General features: G+C 72.7%; 16 protein-coding genes and 1 tRNA gene. 3 read left to right on the top strand and 14 right to left on the bottom strand.

All coding sequences use genetic code 11. The annotated features are described in order from the left end of the window. Positions 1 to 80: 80 nt before the first annotated feature. The 5 genes from ACWCP6_RS31155 to ACWCP6_RS31135 all read right to left on the bottom strand — a co-directional run bounded on the left by ACWCP6_RS31155 (position 81) and on the right by ACWCP6_RS31135 (position 4,042). Complete coding sequence (locus ACWCP6_RS31155; RefSeq protein WP_450935942.1) at positions 81 to 1,475, bottom strand: NAD(P)/FAD-dependent oxidoreductase; 1,395 nt, start codon at positions 1,473 to 1,475, stop codon at positions 81 to 83. Beyond that, positions 1,465 to 1,707 (bottom strand): ferredoxin, encoded by a 243-nt coding sequence (locus ACWCP6_RS31150; protein WP_450935941.1) that lies wholly within the window; start codon positions 1,705 to 1,707, stop codon positions 1,465 to 1,467. The genes ACWCP6_RS31155 and ACWCP6_RS31150 overlap by 11 nt, the downstream gene beginning before the upstream one ends. A gap of 173 nt (positions 1,708 to 1,880) precedes the next feature. Next, positions 1,881 to 2,564 carry a hypothetical protein gene (locus tag ACWCP6_RS31145; protein ID WP_450935940.1) on the bottom strand — a complete coding sequence of 228 codons (684 nt, stop codon included), beginning with the start codon at positions 2,562 to 2,564 and terminating at the stop codon, positions 1,881 to 1,883. Positions 2,565 to 2,785: 221 nt separating this feature from the next. Then, positions 2,786 to 3,796 (bottom strand): zinc-binding dehydrogenase, encoded by a 1,011-nt coding sequence (locus tag ACWCP6_RS31140; RefSeq protein ID WP_450935939.1) that lies wholly within the window; start codon positions 3,794 to 3,796, stop codon positions 2,786 to 2,788. A 169-nt stretch (positions 3,797 to 3,965) separates the two neighbouring features. Continuing rightward, positions 3,966 to 4,042: transfer RNA gene (locus tag ACWCP6_RS31135), tRNA-Pro, on the bottom strand. Positions 4,043 to 4,387: 345 nt separating this feature from the next. On the opposite strand from ACWCP6_RS31135, the gene ACWCP6_RS31130 reads away from it, so the two are divergent. Further along, a complete protein-coding gene (locus ACWCP6_RS31130) occupies positions 4,388 to 5,113 on the top strand; it encodes a transketolase (protein WP_450935938.1) in 726 nt (241 codons plus the stop codon). A gap of 64 nt (positions 5,114 to 5,177) precedes the next feature. Further along, on the top strand, positions 5,178 to 6,074 hold the full coding sequence (locus ACWCP6_RS31125; protein WP_450935937.1) for a transketolase family protein: 897 nt from the start codon (positions 5,178 to 5,180) through the stop codon (positions 6,072 to 6,074). A gap of 219 nt (positions 6,075 to 6,293) precedes the next feature. On the opposite strand, the gene ACWCP6_RS31120 is transcribed toward ACWCP6_RS31125, so the two are convergent. The 5 genes from ACWCP6_RS31120 to ACWCP6_RS31100 form a co-directional block, all read right to left on the bottom strand. Beyond that, positions 6,294 to 6,653, bottom strand: coding sequence for an MmcQ/YjbR family DNA-binding protein (locus ACWCP6_RS31120; protein ID WP_450935936.1), 360 nt, complete (start codon positions 6,651 to 6,653; stop codon positions 6,294 to 6,296). Positions 6,654 to 6,873: 220 nt separating this feature from the next. Beyond that, positions 6,874 to 7,779 (bottom strand): LysR family transcriptional regulator, encoded by a 906-nt coding sequence (locus ACWCP6_RS31115; protein ID WP_450935935.1) that lies wholly within the window; start codon positions 7,777 to 7,779, stop codon positions 6,874 to 6,876. Between the two features lie 190 nt (positions 7,780 to 7,969). Further along, entirely contained in the window at positions 7,970 to 9,163 is a 1,194-nt protein-coding gene (locus ACWCP6_RS31110; RefSeq protein WP_450935934.1) for a glycine C-acetyltransferase, read from the bottom strand. 21 nt (positions 9,164 to 9,184) lie between these two features. Continuing rightward, complete coding sequence (tdh, locus tag ACWCP6_RS31105) at positions 9,185 to 10,213, bottom strand: L-threonine 3-dehydrogenase (RefSeq protein ID WP_450935933.1); 1,029 nt, start codon at positions 10,211 to 10,213, stop codon at positions 9,185 to 9,187. 195 nt (positions 10,214 to 10,408) lie between these two features. After that, positions 10,409 to 11,599, bottom strand: coding sequence for a Gfo/Idh/MocA family protein (locus ACWCP6_RS31100; RefSeq protein ID WP_450935932.1), 1,191 nt, complete (start codon positions 11,597 to 11,599; stop codon positions 10,409 to 10,411). A gap of 412 nt (positions 11,600 to 12,011) precedes the next feature. Between ACWCP6_RS31100 and ACWCP6_RS31095 the strand changes: the two genes are divergently transcribed. Then, on the top strand, positions 12,012 to 13,895 hold the full coding sequence (locus ACWCP6_RS31095; RefSeq protein WP_450935931.1) for a DUF2264 domain-containing protein: 1,884 nt from the start codon (positions 12,012 to 12,014) through the stop codon (positions 13,893 to 13,895). Positions 13,896 to 13,897: 2 nt separating this feature from the next. On the opposite strand, the gene ACWCP6_RS31090 is transcribed toward ACWCP6_RS31095, so the two are convergent. The 4 genes from ACWCP6_RS31090 to ACWCP6_RS31075 are packed head-to-tail and all read right to left on the bottom strand — an operon-like array spanning position 13,898 to position 15,888. After that, a complete protein-coding gene (locus tag ACWCP6_RS31090; protein WP_450935930.1) occupies positions 13,898 to 14,503 on the bottom strand; it encodes a GAF domain-containing protein in 606 nt (201 codons plus the stop codon). Next, complete coding sequence (locus ACWCP6_RS31085) at positions 14,500 to 15,102, bottom strand: GTP-binding protein (RefSeq protein WP_450935929.1); 603 nt, start codon at positions 15,100 to 15,102, stop codon at positions 14,500 to 14,502. Before ACWCP6_RS31085 ends, ACWCP6_RS31090 begins: the two co-directional genes overlap by 4 nt. Then, positions 15,080 to 15,451 (bottom strand): DUF742 domain-containing protein, encoded by a 372-nt coding sequence (locus ACWCP6_RS31080; RefSeq protein WP_450935928.1) that lies wholly within the window; start codon positions 15,449 to 15,451, stop codon positions 15,080 to 15,082. The genes ACWCP6_RS31085 and ACWCP6_RS31080 overlap by 23 nt, the downstream gene beginning before the upstream one ends. Before the next feature lie 2 nt (positions 15,452 to 15,453). Continuing rightward, on the bottom strand, positions 15,454 to 15,888 hold the full coding sequence (locus ACWCP6_RS31075) for a roadblock/LC7 domain-containing protein (protein ID WP_450935927.1): 435 nt from the start codon (positions 15,886 to 15,888) through the stop codon (positions 15,454 to 15,456). Positions 15,889 to 15,919: the final 31 nt, after the last annotated feature.

Below are 15,919 nucleotides of genomic sequence, written 5' to 3'. Positions count from 1 at the left end.
GAACTGATCCGTGGAAGCGGGGCGGGCCGGACCGCGGGAGAGGGCACTGGCCCCGTGGCGGCCCGGCGGCCGGGCGGCGGTCAGTGGCGGCCCGGGGTGAAGACCAGGCGCCGGTCGGCCGGCGAGTAGCCGCTGAGGGTCACGGTCGGACCATGGGTCGGCAGGGACGGGTCGGGGAAGTCGGCCGGGACCGGCTGCCGGCCCTCCGGGCGGCGGTCCGCCGTCGGGAACTCCAGCGGGAAGGGCTCGGCCGTCTCGATCAGCCGCTGGTAGAACTCCAGCCATCGCGTGTTGTCGAAGCTCACGGCGGCGATGACCCTGCCCTGGTAGCCGTACACGCCGACGAAGCGGCGTTCGGCGAGCGCCCCCTGCGCGATCATGATCTCGTCGCCCATGGTCGGCACGCCGACCGACTTGATGTTCACGCCGAACTGGGACGACCAGAAGGCGGGCACCCACATGTGCGGGCGCCGGTCGGCGCTGGCGCTGATCATGTTGTGGGCGGCGACCTCGGCCTGGGTGACGGCGTTGCCCCAGTGCTCGAGCGAGAGGAACTGGTAGCTGAACAGCGGGTGCGGGGACCGCGCCACGTCACCGGCCACGAAGATGTCGTCGGTGACGATGCCCCGCACGTCGAAGGCCCGGCAGCCCGCGTCGCAGGCGATGCCCCGCGGTCCCGCTCCCAGCCCGGATCCGGTCAGCCATTCGGTGTTGCGAGTCGCGCCGAGCGAGACGATCACGACGTCGGTCTCGACGGTGTCGCCGTCGGACAGATGAGCGGCTCGCACCCGGCCCGCCGTGTCGCCCTCCAGACCGGTGACCATGACTCCGGTGCGCAGGTCGACACCGTTCTCGCGGTGCATCTCGGCGGCGACCGCGCCGACCACCCCGCCGAGTGCGCCCACCAGGGGCGCGCCGGCGCGCTCCGCCACGGTGACCGCGATGTCCTGCTCGCGGCAGGCGGAGGCGATCTCCGAGCCGGTGAAACCGGCGCCGATGACGAACACCCGGCGCGGCCCGGCCTTCAGCCTCCGCTGCAGCCTGACGGCGTCGTCGCGGGTGCGCAGGACGAAGACCCCGTCGAGGGCGGCCTCCGCCTCCTTGGGCCAGGGCCTGGCGCGTACGCCGGTCGCGATCAGCAGCCGGTCGTACTCCACCTCGTCCCCGTCGGCGAGCCGGACCCGCTTGGCCTTCATGTCGAGGCCGGTTGCCGCGGAGCCGAGGCGCCACTTGGCGTCGATCTCCCGGCGCCGTGGCAGGTCGGTCCGGTCCGGGGACGCCCTGCCGAGCAGGACTGCCTTGGACAGCGGCGGCCGGTCGTAGGGCTCGTACGGCTCGTCACCGATCATGGTGAGCGAGCCGGTGAAGCCCTCGTCGCGCAGGGTCTCGGCGGCCCGCAGGCCCGCGAGCGAGGCGCCCACGACGACGATCCGGCCCTCGCGCCTGAGCCACTGCAGGTAGTCCTCAGCGCCCATCGGAGGCTCCCTGCCCGTCACGGGAGGTCTCGTCCACGGTGTCGATGCCGTCGACCAGGATCGCCTGCACCGGACAGGCGGCGACGGCTCGGGCCAGCTTCTCGCGATGCTCCTCCTCCGCCCGCGGGTTGTAGACGAGCGCCTCCTCGCCGTGCATGGCGAAGACATCCGGCGCGAGGAACGCGCACTGCGCGTATCCCTGGCATCTGTTGAGATCGACGACAAGCCTCATCAACGCTCCGCATCTTCCGGCGGCCAGGTCCGCGGGGCTGCCGCCTGCTCGGCGGGCGCCCCTGGACGGCGGTCATCTCCCTCACGCCAGCATCGGAGACCGGTGGGGGCCCGCGCTCGCCGAGCCGCGCCGAAGGAGTGACCCTCGGCTCGTGCGCGGCACCCGGTGTCGGGTCATGCCGCCGCGGCGGCGTGCCGCCGCGAGTCGCTGACCACGAGGATGTAGATGCTGATGACCAGGCACCAGCCCGGGAAGACCAGCTCCGCCCAGGGCACCTGCGCCGAGACGAACAGCAGCGTCAAAGAGGAGAGGAAGCCCAGCACGGTGAGCCACCGCGGCAGGATCCCCAGCCGGTGGCCGATGACCGACATGGAGCCGGTGAACACCGCCGCCATCCGCATCGCGTACCCGATCATCAGCGTGTACGCGAAGTGGCGGCCGAAGTCCCAGGTCGGCAGGGAGGGGGTGCCGTCGACCGAGGCGGCGGTGGCGAGCACGGATCCGGCGGCCGCGGCCGCGCCGAACATCGTGGCGACGAAGACCAGCCCGCTGCCGAGGAAGACGGTGGCGAGGAACTTGTCCTCGGCGTCCCCGACATGGGTCCGCACGGCACCCACGAACCACAGGAAGAAGATGCCGGCGAACGGGACGAGCGCGAGCGCCGCCTTCAGTGCGCTCCGCTGCGAGGGGTCGGTGAACCCCGCCGCGGTGACCTGGCCCGCGCCCGGAGGGATCGCCAGCCTGATCAGGACGATGGCCGCCGCGATCAGCAGCGCGAAGACCACCCCGGCGAGACCGGCGGCCCTCGGTGTCTCCAGAACCTTCTCCTGCGACTCGACCGTCTCCATGGTCTCCATGCGCGGCTCGCTTCCTCTCCGGCGGACACTGGGACCAGCAAGCCGCCCCTCCGGGGGCGGCGCCACCGGGAGACGGCCGAACGGCACACGCTTCCCTCCTGCCGTGGCGCAGGCCGTGGGCGGCGGGGCGGGGCCGTGCCGCCGAGGACGGTGCCGGGCGCGGGAGCCTCGGGCCCGTGTCCTGAGTGTGCGTCAGCCGACGTCGCAGGCCCGGTGTGCCGTCAGGGGTGCAGCACGAGACGGATGGGGTTGCCCTCCTTCGTCTCCAGGGCTCGGACGGCCTGCTCCACGTCCCGGAGCGGATAGGTGCCGCTCACCGAACGGGAGAACTCCAGGCGCCCTCCGCGGACCAGGTCGACGATCTGCGTGACGTGTTCGGGAAGGGAACCGTAGTGCCCCAGCAGGCGCTGCTGGAGATAGCTGAAACGGTTGCCGTCCGCCAGGGAGATGGGCTTGTCGGTGAGGCCGACCAGCGTCAACCGGCCCTTGGCGCCCAGGCACTGGACCGCCTGCTCCCGCACCGCCGGGACACCGGCGAAGTCGAACGCGGCGGCCAGGCCGTTCCCGGACGTCGCCCCGCGGATCCTTTCGCGCAGTTCCGGGTCGGCCGGGTCGAGTGCCAGGTCCGCGCCGAAGTCCAGTGCCCGGGCGCGGGCCGCCTCCAGAGGGTCGACCGCCACGATCGGGCAGGCGCCGATCATACGAAGCAGCTGCACCGCGTGGGCCCCCAGGCCGCCCACGCCCCAGACGCCCACGGACTCCGCCGGCCGGACGGCGGCCGTGGCGACGATGGACGCCCACGGCGTCGACACCGCGTCGGGGATGAAGCACGCCTGGTCGAACGGGAGGCCGTCCGGAAGGGGAACCACGGTGCCTGCCGTGGCGAGCGCGTACTGCGCCCACCCCCCGTCGTAGTCGACCCCGCGGGTGTGCACGGTTCCGTCGCGCGTCTCGCCCGCCTGGAGCAGTACGCGGTCGCCGACGCGGACGCCGGCGGTCCCGGGTCCGAGGGTATGGACGGTTCCCGCGACCTCGTGGCCGAGCGTCACCGTGTCCCCGTCGAGGTACTGAGGTGTCAGCATCCCGTCGATGAGGTGCACGTCCGACAGGCACACCCCGGCCGCGGCGACCTCGATGAGCACGTCGCCGGGCCCGGGAACCGGCACCGGGACCTCCTCGACGGCGAACCGTCGCGTCTTCACGTTCAGCCTTCCGGCGGGCATGGTGTCCATCGGCACTCCGCGGTCCGGGACGGGCGACAGCAACGCTCGATCTTCTCCCGGCCCGTCCCGCGCGCGCATCCCGGAGTGCGCGACGCGCACTGTGCGCGGCCTGCGGACGAGGGCATACGAAAAAGGCCGCCTCCGATGATCGGAAACGGCCTCTGACCCGCGTTGTCGCTGGTCGGGACGACAGGATTTGAACCTGCGACCCCTTGACCCCCAGTCAAGTGCGCTACCAAGCTGCGCCACGTCCCGTTGCTCGTGTGACCTGGGGTTTCCCCGGGCCGAACGCGCACGGAAACAATACCGCACTCCGGCCGGTGGTCGCGCACCCGTTTCGTGCCGACGCGTTGCGCCACGACGCCCGCCGGCCGTCCGGACATCGCACCGCGCCCGCCGCAGCCGTCCGGACGTCGCACCATGTCGCCGCCGGACCGGTCCGCACATCCCGCCACGTCCACACGCCTCGCCGTACAGCCCGCAGGCCCCCGCCACACCGACCGCACGCCCCGCCACACCGTCCCGGCGGCCGGTCCGCCCGGCGCCACCGCGCGGACCGCAGTTGACCTCAAGCGGACTTGAGGTTGCAGGCTCCTGGGCATGACGACGACTGCGGAACACATGCATGCCTACGAGGACCTGCCCCGTCTCATGGGGCAGATGACCGGCGACGAGAAGCACGGCCCCGCGGCGACCTCCACGCTCGACGTGCTGTGGGTGCTGTACGACCGGGTGCTGCGGGTGTCGCCGCGGACCGCGGACGCTCCCGACCGTGACCGTTTCCTGCTGTCCAAGGGGCACGGCCCGATGGCGTACTACGCGGTGCTCGCGGCGAAGGGCTTCGTGCCGGTCGACTGGCTGCCGGGCTTCGGCTCGTACGACTCGCCGCTCGGCCACCATCCGGACCGGTTGCTGGTGCCCGGGGCCGAGATCGCCAGCGGCTCGCTGGGGCACGGACTGCCGATCGCGGTGGGCACGGCGCTCGGCCTGCGGGCCCAGGGTCTTTCCGGGCCCCGGGTGTGGGTGCTGGTCGGGGACGCGGAGCTGGACGAGGGGAGCAACCACGAGGCGATCGCGTTCGCCGGGCCCGCCGGTCTGGAACAGCTGCACACCGTCGTGATCGACAACGCCTCGGCCAGTCACGCGCGGCGCGGCGGCATCGCCGCACGGTTCGAAGCCGCCGGCTGGTCGACGCGGACGGTCGACGGGCGCGACCACGACGCCCTGTACCAGGCCTTCACCGCACCGCATCCCGGCCGCCCGTACGCGGTGATCGCCCGGGTCGAGCCCAAGTACTCCCAGGCGGCCGTCGACCACCGGCCATAAGGACCCGCCCCGCATGCCCTGCCCGCTCTGTCTGCTTCGCCTGCCTCGAAAGGACTCCCCTGTCATGGACACCATGCGCGATCGCTTCGCACCCGTCGTCTCCCGGCTGCTCGACGAGGATCCACGGGTCGCCGTGGTGCTCGCCGCGATCGGCGTGGACTCGTTCGCCGACGCGATGCGCCGCCACCCGGACCGGGTGATCAACGTCGGGATCCGCGAGCAGCTCCTCGTCGGCGCCGGGGCGGGCCTGGCGCTGACCGGACTGCGGCCCGTCGTGCACACCTTCGCGAGCTTCCTCGTCGAGCGGCCCTTCGAACAGGTCAAGCTGGACTTCGGGCACCAGGGTGTGGGCGGGGTGCTGGTGAGCGCCGCCGGCTCGTTCGACTGGCCCGCGGGCGGCTACACCCATATGGCGCCCGGCGACGTGGCACTGCTGGACACCCTGGACGGCTGGACCGTGCATGTGCCGGGCCATCCGGACGAGGCCGAGACGCTGCTGCGGCACGCGGTCGCGGCCGGCGACGACAAGGTCTACGTGCGTCTGTCGGTGCAGTCGAACGCGCAGGGTCTCGCCGTGGACGGCGCACGCTTCCTCACCGTCCGCGAGGGGCGCGGCGGCGTGGTGCTCGCCGTCGGCCCGATGCTCGACAACGTCCTCGCCGCGACCGAGGGACTCGATGCGACGGTGCTCTACGCGACGACCGTGCGGCCCTTCGACGAAGCGGCCCTGCACCGGGCGGCGGACCGGGCCGGAGCCGACGTGGTGCTCGTCGAGCCGTATCTCGCGGGGACGTCCACGCGGTTCGCGAACGACGCGCTGGCCGAAGTACCGCACCGGGTCCTGGGGTTGGGCGTGGACCGTCGGGAGCTGCGCCGCTACGGAGGGATCGACGAGCACGTGGCGGCGCACGGCCTGGACCCGAGGTCACTGCGCGAACGCATCACCGCGTTCCTGAGGTGACACGGGCGTGCGGCCCCGGGGCGCCTGCACCCGGCACCGCCCCGGACCGCGGCGACGGCGTATCGGCGCGGACCGGGCCGTGAACCGGCGGGACGGAGAGCCGCGCCGCCGCGACGAGGGCGTGATCGTGCCGCCCGTGAGCAGCCCCGATGGGCTGCGCAGGCCCCTGCGGCCGGGCCCCGGGGCGCCCGGCGTCGTCGCACGGGAGGACGAGCGGTCTCACCCCGAGGCCGGACGCCCCAGCTCGGGGTGGGCCTCCAGGAGCCGAGTGGACGCGGCCTGGCGCCAGGAGTCGGCGAGGATGTCGCGCAGTTCGGCCTCGTCCTCGAGGGCCGCGAGACGGACCCGGACCCAGGCGAACATCGCCTCGTGGTCGGCGATCCAGAACTTCTCCGGCTCCGCCAGCACCAGTTCGTCGCGCTCCTCCTTCGGGCAGCGCACCGCTATGGAGGTCTCCTCCTCGGGGAGCGTGGCGAACATCTTTCCCGCCACCCGGAACGTGGGCATGCTCCAGGCGGTCTTCTCCGTCGTGTCCGGCAGGGACAGCGCGATGCGGCGTACGTCTTCGGCGTCTGGCATGACACGAACCGTAACCAGTGCCGCCGACAATGAACGCGTTCGGTGCGGCTCAGCGGCCCCCAGCTCCGCGCCCTGCCGGGTCCCGGGCGCGAGCGACGGCGCTGCCCGCCGGCCCGTGCCAGGCCGTCACGGCCGGCGCTCGGCCCGGGTTCGCCGCCGTCCGCGCGCATGGCGCGACGGGCGGGGTGCCCCACTCGCCGGTGCCCCGCTGCGCACGCGGCTACTGCGCCGGTGCCGCCTCCCCCAGGGCGTCGAGCACCGGCCGGATCAGCGGATGCTCCTCGGCGCCGCAGCGCACCGCCGCGAAGACCCGGCGGGTGGGCGCGATGCCGTCCACGGGGCGCACGACCACCCCGCTGAGGTCCATGCCGCGCAGCGCCGAGCGGGGCACGAGCGCGACGCCCGCGTCCGCCGACGCCAGCGCCACCACCGCGCGGAAGTCGTCGGACTGGTGCTCCAGGCCCGGCTGGAACCCGGCGGCCTCGCAGGCGAGGACCACCACGTCATGACACGGGTTGCCGGGGTACGGGCCGATCCAGGGGTCCTTGGCGAGCTCCGCCAGCGGCACCCGGTCGGCACCCGCGAGCCGGTGCGCGACGGGCACGACGGCGTCGAAGGGTTCCGCGTACAGCGGGACGCGGGTCAGCCGCGGGTCGTCTGCGCCCGGGGCGCCCCGGTACTCGACCGCGACCGCGACGTCCACCTGCCGGTCCAGGACCATCGGCAGGCTCGCGTCGCCCTCGGCGTCCTGGACGTGGACCCGGATGCCGGGGGCCGTCCGGGCGAGGCAGGCCAGGGCCGGCGCCACGACCAGGCCGATACCGGTGGCGAAGGAGGCGACGGTGACGGTGCCGGCGGCGCCCGAGCTGTAGGCAGCGAGCTCGGACTCCGCCCGCTCCAGCTGGGCGAGTACCGCATTGGTGTGCCGGAGCAGGATCTCGCCCGCGGGGGTGAGCCGTACGCCGCGCGCGCTGCGCTCCACCAGCCGGTGGCCGGTCTCCTGCTCCAGAGCGGCGAGCTGCTGGGAGACGGCCGACGGGGTGAGGTACAGCGCGGCGGCAGCGGCCGTCACCGTACGGTGGTCCGCCACCGCACGGAGGATGTGCAGCCGCCGCGCTTCGATCACGCGGACGATTGTCGCATTTCCCGAGGGTGGTGGCCGCAGGCCCGGCGGGGCGGCCCACCGCGAGCAGCCGCCGCCCCCGCACACGGGCACCCGCGCGCCGGCTCCGCGCGGCCGCCGGGGAGTGCCCGGCCGGCCCGCGCGGATGCCGGGGAGTGCCCGGCCGGCCCGCGCGGATGCCGGGGAGGGGGAGCTACGCCGCCAGCTCCGCGCGCGCCGCGACGAAGGCGTCCACCGCCCGGTTCACGTCCTCGGTCGAGTGCGCGGCGGACAGCTGGACGCGGATGCGGGCCTGGCCCTGCGGCACGACCGGGTACGAGAACCCGATGACGTAGACGCCGCGCTCCAGCAGCAGCTCCGCCATGCGTCCGGCGACGGCCGCGTCACCGATCATGACCGGGGCGATCGCGTGGTCGCCCGGCAGCACGTCGAAACCCTCCGCGGTCATCCGGGAGCGGAACAGCGCGGTGTTCTCGGCGAGCTTGTCGCGCAGGTCGCCCGCCGACTCCAGCAGGTCGAGGACCTTGAGCGACGACGCCGCGATGACCGGGGCGAGCGTGTTCGAGAACAGGTACGGGCGGGAGCGCTGGCGCAGCAGCGCGACGATCTCCGCGCGGGCGGCGACATAGCCGCCGGAGGCGCCGCCGAGCGCCTTGCCGAGCGTGCCGGTGATGATGTCGACGCGGTCCATCACGCCGTGCAGTTCGGGGGTGCCGCGCCCGCCGGGGCCGACGAAGCCGACGGCGTGCGAGTCGTCGACCATCACCATCGCGTCGTAGCGGTCGGCGAGGTCGCAGATCTCGCGCAGCGGCGCGAGATAGCCGTCCATCGAGAAGACGCCGTCGGTGACGATGAGACGGCGGCGGGCGTCCTGCGCCTCCTTGAGCTGAGCCTCCAGGTCGGCCAGGTCGCGGTTGGCGTAGCGGAAGCGGCGGGCCTTGGAGAGCCGGATGCCGTCGATGATCGACGCGTGGTTGAGCGCGTCGGAGATCACGGCGTCCTCCGCGCCGAGCAGCGTCTCGAAGACACCGCCGTTGGCGTCGAAGCAGGAGGAGTAGAGGATCGTGTCCTCCTGGCCGAGGAACGCCGAAAGGCGCTGCTCCAGCTCCTTGTGGACCTCCTGCGTGCCGCAGATGAAGCGGACGGAGGCCATGCCGTAGCCCCAGCGGTCGAGCGCCTTGTGGGCGGCGTCGATGACCTCGGGGTGGTCGGCGAGGCCGAGGTAGTTGTTCGCGCAGAAGTTGAGGACCTCGCCGGGGCGGCCGCCCGCGGTGACGTTGACGGTCGCGGACTGCGGGCTGTCGATGACGCGCTCGGGCTTGTGCAGCCCGGCGGCGCGGATCTCGTCGAGGGTGGCGCGCAGGTCGTCGCGTACGGAATCGAACATCTTCAGTTCCTTAGGGAGATCTCAAGCGGTCCAGTCGAGGATGACCTTGCCGCCGCGGCCGCTCGCCGCGTCGTCGAACGCCGTCTCGAAGTCGCGGTAGTCGTACCGGCCGGTGATCACGGGGGCGAGGTCCAGGCCGCCCTCCAGGAGGACGGACATGGCGTACCAGGTCTCGAACATCTCGCGGCCGTAGATGCCCTTGATCGTGATCATGGAGGTGACGATCCGGGACCAGTCGACGGGGAACTCCTGCGCGGGCAGCCCGAGCATGGCGATACGGCCGCCGTGCGTCATGTTGGCGATCATGTCGCGCGTGGCCTCGGGGCGACCGGACATCTCCAGGCCGATGTCGAAGCCCTCGCGCAGCCCGAGCATCTTCTGCCCGTCGGCGATGGTCGCGTCGGCGACGTTCAGGGCGAGACTGACCCCTATCTTGCGGGCGAGCGCCAGACGGTCCTCGCTGACGTCGGTGATGACGACGTTGCGGGCACCCGCGTGCCGGGCCACGGCCGCGGCCATCAGGCCGATGGGCCCGGCCCCGGTGATCAGGACGTCCTCGCCGACGAGCGGGAAGGAGAGCGCCGTGTGGACGGCGTTGCCGAACGGGTCGAAGATCGCCGCGACGTCGAGGTCGACGGGGACCCGGTGCACCCACACGTTGGAGGCGGGCAGGGCCACGTACTCGGCGAAGGCACCGTCGCGCCCGACGCCGAGGCCGACCGTGGCGCGGCACAGGTGACGGCGGCCGGCCAGACAGTTGCGGCACTTGCCGCAGACCAGGTGGCCCTCGCCGCTGACCCGGTCGCCGATCTGTACGTCCACGACGTCGCGCCCGGTCTCGACGACCTCGCCGACGAACTCGTGCCCGACGACGAGCGGCGTACGGATGGCCTGCTGCGCCCAGCCGTCCCAGGCCCGGATGTGCAGATCGGTGCCGCAGATCCCGGTCCTGAGGACCTTGATCAGTACGTCGCCGTGTCCGATGGACGGCTCGGGGACGTCCGCGAGCCGGAGCCCCGGCTCCGCCTTCTCCTTGACCAGCGCCTTCAACGCTACGGCTCCTGTGAGTGAGGTCCCCCTGAGCCGGGCATGCCGAAGAGGCCCGATCCGGGGGGAGGGTGGAATCTCGTAGGAATCTGCCGTACGGCGGCGCTCCCGGTCCATCGAGGTTTTCTTAAGCGCCGCCGCAGCTTTCCTTCATACGCGCATGCGTGCGCGCCCGGACTCCCCCTGCTGCCGACACGCTCAGAGGTCCCTCGTCTGTCCCCGTTCGAAGTAGGCGACCAGCTCCGGGGCGAGCGGCGGCACCTCGCGGGGCGTCCCGCCGTCCCGGAGCGACTCGGTGGCGCGCACCCCGGCCGCCACGGCCATGCGCGCGGCGACCGGGGACGTGTCGGTGGTCCCGCCGTGCCGCGCGAACCGCACGAATTCGTCGACGAGGAGCGGGTCCGCGCCGCCGTGCCCCGCCTCGTCCTGCACGTCCGGCACCGGATACTCGGCATCCGCCTCGGCCCGGTAGCCGGAGCGGCGGGCGTTCCACACCTTCACGACGCCGCCCGGCCCGTCGCCGAAGTTCTCCAGGCGGCCCGCGTCGCCGATGACGGTGTAGTTGCGCCAGTAGTCGGGGGTGAAGTGGCACTGCTGGTAGGTGGCGAGGACACCGTTGTCGAGGCGCAGGTTCACGAGGGAGACGTCCTCGACGTCGACGACCGGGTTGAGCGCGCGCTGGGTGTGCGGCGGCCAGTGCCCGTCGACGGCGAGCCAGTCCTGCGCCTTGGGCTCCCCGGGAGCCCGCCGGTGCGGGTTCGCGCCGTACACCATCAGGTCGCCGAAGGCCTGCACCTGCCGGGCGCTGCCGCCGGCGAGCCAGTGCAGCACGTCGATGTCGTGGGCGCCCTTCTGGAGCAACAGGCCGGTGGTGAAGCGGCGTTCGGCGTGCCAGTCCTTGAAGTAGAAGTCGCCGCCGTATCCGACGAAGTGGCGCACCCAGACCGTCTTGACCTCGCCGATCTCGCCCCGCGCGACGATGTCCCGCATCAGCCGCACGACCGGCATGTGCCGCATGTTGTGCCCCACGTACAGCCGGGTGCCGGTCTCGTACGCGGTGCGCAGGACGTCGTCGCACCGTTCGATGTCGACTTCCAGGGGCTTCTCGACGAAGACCGGTTTGCCGGCCTTCAGGGCGGCGCGGGCGACGTCGGCGTGGGTGTGGTCGGGGGTGAGGACGAGCACGGCGTCGACGCCCGGGTCCTCGATCACCTGCTCGTGGCCGGTGCGGACCACGGCGTCCGGGAAGGCCCGGGCCGCCTCGGTGCGTGCCCGGGCGTCGTGGTCCGCGACGGCCACGATGCGTGAACCCGCTCCCGGCCGGTGGGCGGTGCGGGCGAGGGAGCCGCGCAGTCCGTAGCCGAGGACGCCGAGACGGAGGTCGGTCATGGGGTGCCTTCCTGTGCGTGGACGCGTGAACACGTGGTCGGGAGGAGCCGGTACCGGAGGTGCGGGCGCCGTGAGAGCGAGCACTCCGCTCCCGTGACCTCGGCCCCCACGTACCGTGCCCCACCCTCGGCGCCGGGCACAGAGGGCCGCAGGGACTTTCCGCACTCGTGATCACCCGACGGCCCGCCCGGCCCTCGGAGCCCGGGCCGAGCGAGGGCGGCAAGACAGTAATCGCTTGCTCTCGCTGTCAAGGGACCACGCATACCCGCCACCCTCTCCCCGGTGGACAGCCGTAACGCACGTGCATACGCGCCGCCGTGGACGAGAGCAACACCGCTGCCCTCTTGCAAGGGCACAGCAAACGCTTACATGCTGGCGCCGAGCCCGTCCCCCGAGGAGCAACGGAGCCGTCATGCCCGCACCCCACCTGCCCCTCCCGCCCACCGACCGTGTGCGCTCCCCGTCGACCGGCTGGACCCGCGCCCACTGGGAGACGCTCGCCGACCGGCAGCTGGACGCGCTCGTCCCCTACGCGACACCCGGTTTCGCGCAGTACCGGCTGCCCGGCCGCACCAGCTGGTCGGGAGTCGTGTCGGACGGGCTCGAAGGCTACGCACGGTCCTTCCTGCTGGCCGCGTTCCGGATCGCCGGTGCGTCCGGCGCCGTCGATCCCGGTCTCGTCGAGAGGTACGCCGCCGGGCTGGCGGCGGGCACCGACCCGGACAGCGGCGAGGCCTGGCCCGAACTCACCGACTGCTCCCAGCAGATGGTGGAGGCCGCGTCGATCGCCATCGGCCTGCACGAGACCCGCCCGTGGATATGGGACCGGCTCGGCTCACGGGTGCGGGAGCGGGTCGTGGACTGGTTCTCCGGGTTCGTCGGCGCCCGCACCTGGGACAACAACTGGCGCCTGTTCCAGGTGGTGTCGGAGCAGTTCCTCGCCTCCGTCGGCGCCCCGCACAGCCGCGCCGAGATCGAGGGCGGCCTCGACCGCATCGAGGACTGGTACGCGGGCGACGGCTGGTACACCGACGGCGACGGCCGCAACTTCGACTACTACAACGGCTGGGCGCTGCACCTCTACCCGCTGCTCTGGTCCCGGATGACGGCCGGTGCGGACGGCGGACGCGGCACGGTCTACCGGGAGCGGCTGCACCGGTTCCTCACCACCTACCCGCACTTCTTCGGCGCCGACGGCGCGCCCGTGCACCAGGGCCGCTCGCTGACGTACCGCTTCGCCGCGACCGCACCGGTGTGGATGGGCGCCCTCGCCGACTGCACCCCGCTCGCCCCCGGCCTCACCCGGCGGCTCGCCTCCGGCACCGCGCGGCACTTCGTGGAGCGCGGGGTCCCGGACGACCGGGGGCTGCTGCCGCTCGGCTGGTACGGGACGTTCCTTCCGGCGACCCAGGCGTACTCGGGGCCCGCCTCGCCGTACTGGGCGAGCAAGGCCTTCCTGGGGCTGCTGCTGCCCCCTGAGCATCCGGTGTGGACGGAGCGTGAACTCCCCCTCCCCGTCGAGGAGTCCGACCAGTACACCGCTCTCCCGGCGCCCGGCTGGCTGCTGCACGGCAGTCGGCACGACGGCATCGTGCGGCTCGTCAACCACGGCAGCGACCACCAGGCCGTCGAGGGGCCCGCAGCCGACGATCCGCACTACGCCAAGTTCGGGTACTCGACGGCGACGGCGCCCGACAGCGCGCCGGGCGCCTGGGAGCGCACGGTCGACGGTCATCTGGCCCTGCTCGCGCCGGACGGCACGCCTTCACGCCGCTTGCGCATCCATCCGCTGCGCTGCACGGGCCGCATCGCCGCGTCCCGCCATGACGCCCACCTCCCGGGACAGCGGGAAGGGGTCGCCGTCGAGTCGACGAGCGTGCTGCACGGCCCCTGGGAGGTCCGGGTGCACCGCGTGCGGTGCGCGCCGGCCGCGGTCGCGGTCCGCGAGGGCGGCCACGCGGTCGCGGACACGGCCCGGCCACACGCGGAGCGGGGCCCCGGCTGGGCCATGGCCCGAACCGAGGCCGGGCTCACCAGCGCCGTCGTCGCGCTGCACGGCTTCGACGAGGAGACGGGCGTCGCCCGGGAGGCCGGGGCCAATGCGTTCGGGCCGCACTCGGCGACCCCGTATCTGCGCTCCGGCGACCACCCGGGCGGCGACAGCGTTCATGTCGCCCTGCACGTCCTCACCCGGGACATCGTCCACCCGGATGCCCTGCGCACGGCGGTGCGCTGCGAAGTGGACGGAGACCTGGTGCGGCTCCGCTTCCCCGGCGGCGAGACCGTCGAGGTGTGACGTCAGGTCGCGTGTCTTCCCGTCCCGAACCCGGTGGACTCCCGACCGAGGAGCTGGTCGGCCAGCTCCGCCGCCATCGACTTGATCATGTCGAGCCCGGCCCGCCCCCACGGGCGCGGCTCGACGTCCACGACGCACACCGTGCCGAGCGCGATGCCGGTACGGTCGATGAGGGGCGCCCCGAGGTAGGAGCGGACGCCGAGTTCGTCGACGACGGGGTTCCCGGCGAAGCGGGGGTAGTCGCAGACGTCTTCGAGGACGAGTGCCTTGCGGCGGACGACTACGTGCGGACAGTAGCCGTGGTCGCGGGCCAGATGGCGGCCGAGGCCGCCGTGCCCGGCCGCCGACGCGGCCGCGGTCGTGGCGAGTCCGGCGCCGGAGCGCGTGCGGTCCGGGGTGTGCAGTCCGGCGAAGAACTGGCGGTTCTCGTCGATGAAGTTGACCATGCCGTACGGCGATGCGGCGGCCGAGGCGAGCCGCGCGGCGAACGCGTCGAAGGCCTGCTCCACCCGCTCGCCCACATCGAGACTGCGCAACCGCTCCACCCGGGCGGGTGCGTCCGGATCGGCGGGGGTCAGCAGCAGGCCGCCGGCCGGGTCGACTCTCATGTGTGTGCTCCGTGGCTGGGTGCGGCGTGGGTCGGGGAGTTGGCCAGGAGGTACCTGACGAGCGTCAGCAGGGTCTGGATGGCGGAACTGGAGATCCTCGCGTCGCACTTGACCACCGGCACCTCCGGATCGAGGTCGATGGCACGGCGGACCTCCTCGGCGTCGTACCGGTGGGCGCCGTCGAATTCGTTGACGGCGACGATGAAGGCCAAGCCGCGCTGTTCGAAGAAGTCGACGGCGGCGAAGCAGTCCGCCAGGCGACGCGTGTCGGCGAGGACGACCGCCCCGAGTGCGCCTTCGGACAGCTCGTCCCACATGAACCAGAACCGCTCCTGGCCGGGAGTGCCGAAGAGATAGAGGACGTGCTGCGGGTCGAGGCTGATCCGGCCGAAGTCCATCGCGACGGTCGTCTCGACCTTGTTCTCGATGCCTTCGAGGCTGTCGGTGGCGGCACTGACGGTGGTGAGCAGCTCCTCCGTACTCAGCGGCGCGATTTCGCTGACGGCACCCACGAAGGTCGTCTTGCCGACCCCGAAGCCGCCGGCGACCAGGATCTTCAGCGCGGTGGGGAACGGGTCAGAGCTGTCGTCGTAGTCCATCGAGCACTGCCTCCAGAAGGGACCGGTCAGTGGGGTTGTGGTAGAAGGCGGGCGGTTTGGTGGTGAGGGCGCCGCAGTCGAGGAGGTCGGACAGCAGCACCTTGGTGACGGCCGCGGGGAGTCTCAGATGCGCGGCGATCTCGGCCACCGAGACGGGGGCGCCGCAGAGCTGGAGTGCCTCGGCGTGCTCCGGCCCGAGATAGCCGAAGGGGGTCGTGCCGGTCGCCATGACCTGCGACATCAGGTCGAGCTCGGTGGTGGGCCGGGTGCGTCCGTTGCTGACCGTGTACGGGCGCACCAGTCGGCCGGCCGCGTCGTCGAGCCATGGCCCGTCCTGCGGGGCCGCCACGTTCACGGCCTCATCGCCGAGGATTCGACCACGTGCGCACGCGCCGGGGTGACCAGATAGGGCCGTACGCTCTTGACGAGCATGGTCATCTCGTAGCCGAGGACCGCCGCGTCCGCCTCGCGTCCGGCGAGCACGGCCAGGCAGGTGCCGGAGCCGGCGGTGGAGACGAACAGCAGTGTGGAGTCCAGCTCGACGACGACCTGCCGCACCTCCCCGCCGTCGCCGAAGCGGACGCCGGCGCTTCGTCCCAGCGAGTAGAGGCCGGACGCGAGGGCCGCCATGTGGTCGGCGCTGTCCGGGTCGAGGCCGTGGACGGACTTCACCAGCCCGTCGGAGGACAGCAGCACCGCGCTGCGGGTGTGCGGCACGCGCTGCACCAGGCCGCTCATCAACCAGTCGAGATCGGATACCTGGCCGGTCGGCACATCGCTCGCCATGGTGGATCGACTCCTTGGGTACGAAAGGGCT

Source organism: Streptomyces sp. NPDC002004, assembly GCF_053593975.1.
This window is presented reverse-complemented; position numbering and strand designations above follow the sequence as displayed.

Bases quoted from the DNA above. Each gene is read 5' to 3' on its own strand.
- ACWCP6_RS31155 (WP_450935942.1), bottom strand. From the start codon at position 1,475: ATGGGCGCTGAGGACTACCTGCAGTGGCTCAGGCGCGAGGGCCGGATC.
- ACWCP6_RS31150 (WP_450935941.1), bottom strand. From the start codon at position 1,707: ATGAGGCTTGTCGTCGATCTCAACAGATGCCAGGGATACGCGCAGTGC.
- ACWCP6_RS31145 (WP_450935940.1), bottom strand. From the start codon at position 2,564: ATGGAGACCATGGAGACGGTCGAGTCGCAGGAGAAGGTTCTGGAGACA.
- ACWCP6_RS31140 (WP_450935939.1), bottom strand. From the start codon at position 3,796: ATGGACACCATGCCCGCCGGAAGGCTGAACGTGAAGACGCGACGGTTC.
- ACWCP6_RS31130 (WP_450935938.1), top strand. From the start codon at position 4,388: ATGACGACGACTGCGGAACACATGCATGCCTACGAGGACCTGCCCCGT.
- ACWCP6_RS31125 (WP_450935937.1), top strand. From the start codon at position 5,178: ATGGACACCATGCGCGATCGCTTCGCACCCGTCGTCTCCCGGCTGCTC.
- ACWCP6_RS31120 (WP_450935936.1), bottom strand. From the start codon at position 6,653: ATGCCAGACGCCGAAGACGTACGCCGCATCGCGCTGTCCCTGCCGGAC.
- ACWCP6_RS31110 (WP_450935934.1), bottom strand. From the start codon at position 9,163: ATGTTCGATTCCGTACGCGACGACCTGCGCGCCACCCTCGACGAGATC.
- ACWCP6_RS31100 (WP_450935932.1), bottom strand. From the start codon at position 11,599: ATGACCGACCTCCGTCTCGGCGTCCTCGGCTACGGACTGCGCGGCTCC.
- ACWCP6_RS31095 (WP_450935931.1), top strand. From the start codon at position 12,012: ATGCCCGCACCCCACCTGCCCCTCCCGCCCACCGACCGTGTGCGCTCC.
- ACWCP6_RS31090 (WP_450935930.1), bottom strand. From the start codon at position 14,503: ATGAGAGTCGACCCGGCCGGCGGCCTGCTGCTGACCCCCGCCGATCCG.
- ACWCP6_RS31085 (WP_450935929.1), bottom strand. From the start codon at position 15,102: ATGGACTACGACGACAGCTCTGACCCGTTCCCCACCGCGCTGAAGATC.
- ACWCP6_RS31075 (WP_450935927.1), bottom strand. From the start codon at position 15,888: ATGGCGAGCGATGTGCCGACCGGCCAGGTATCCGATCTCGACTGGTTG.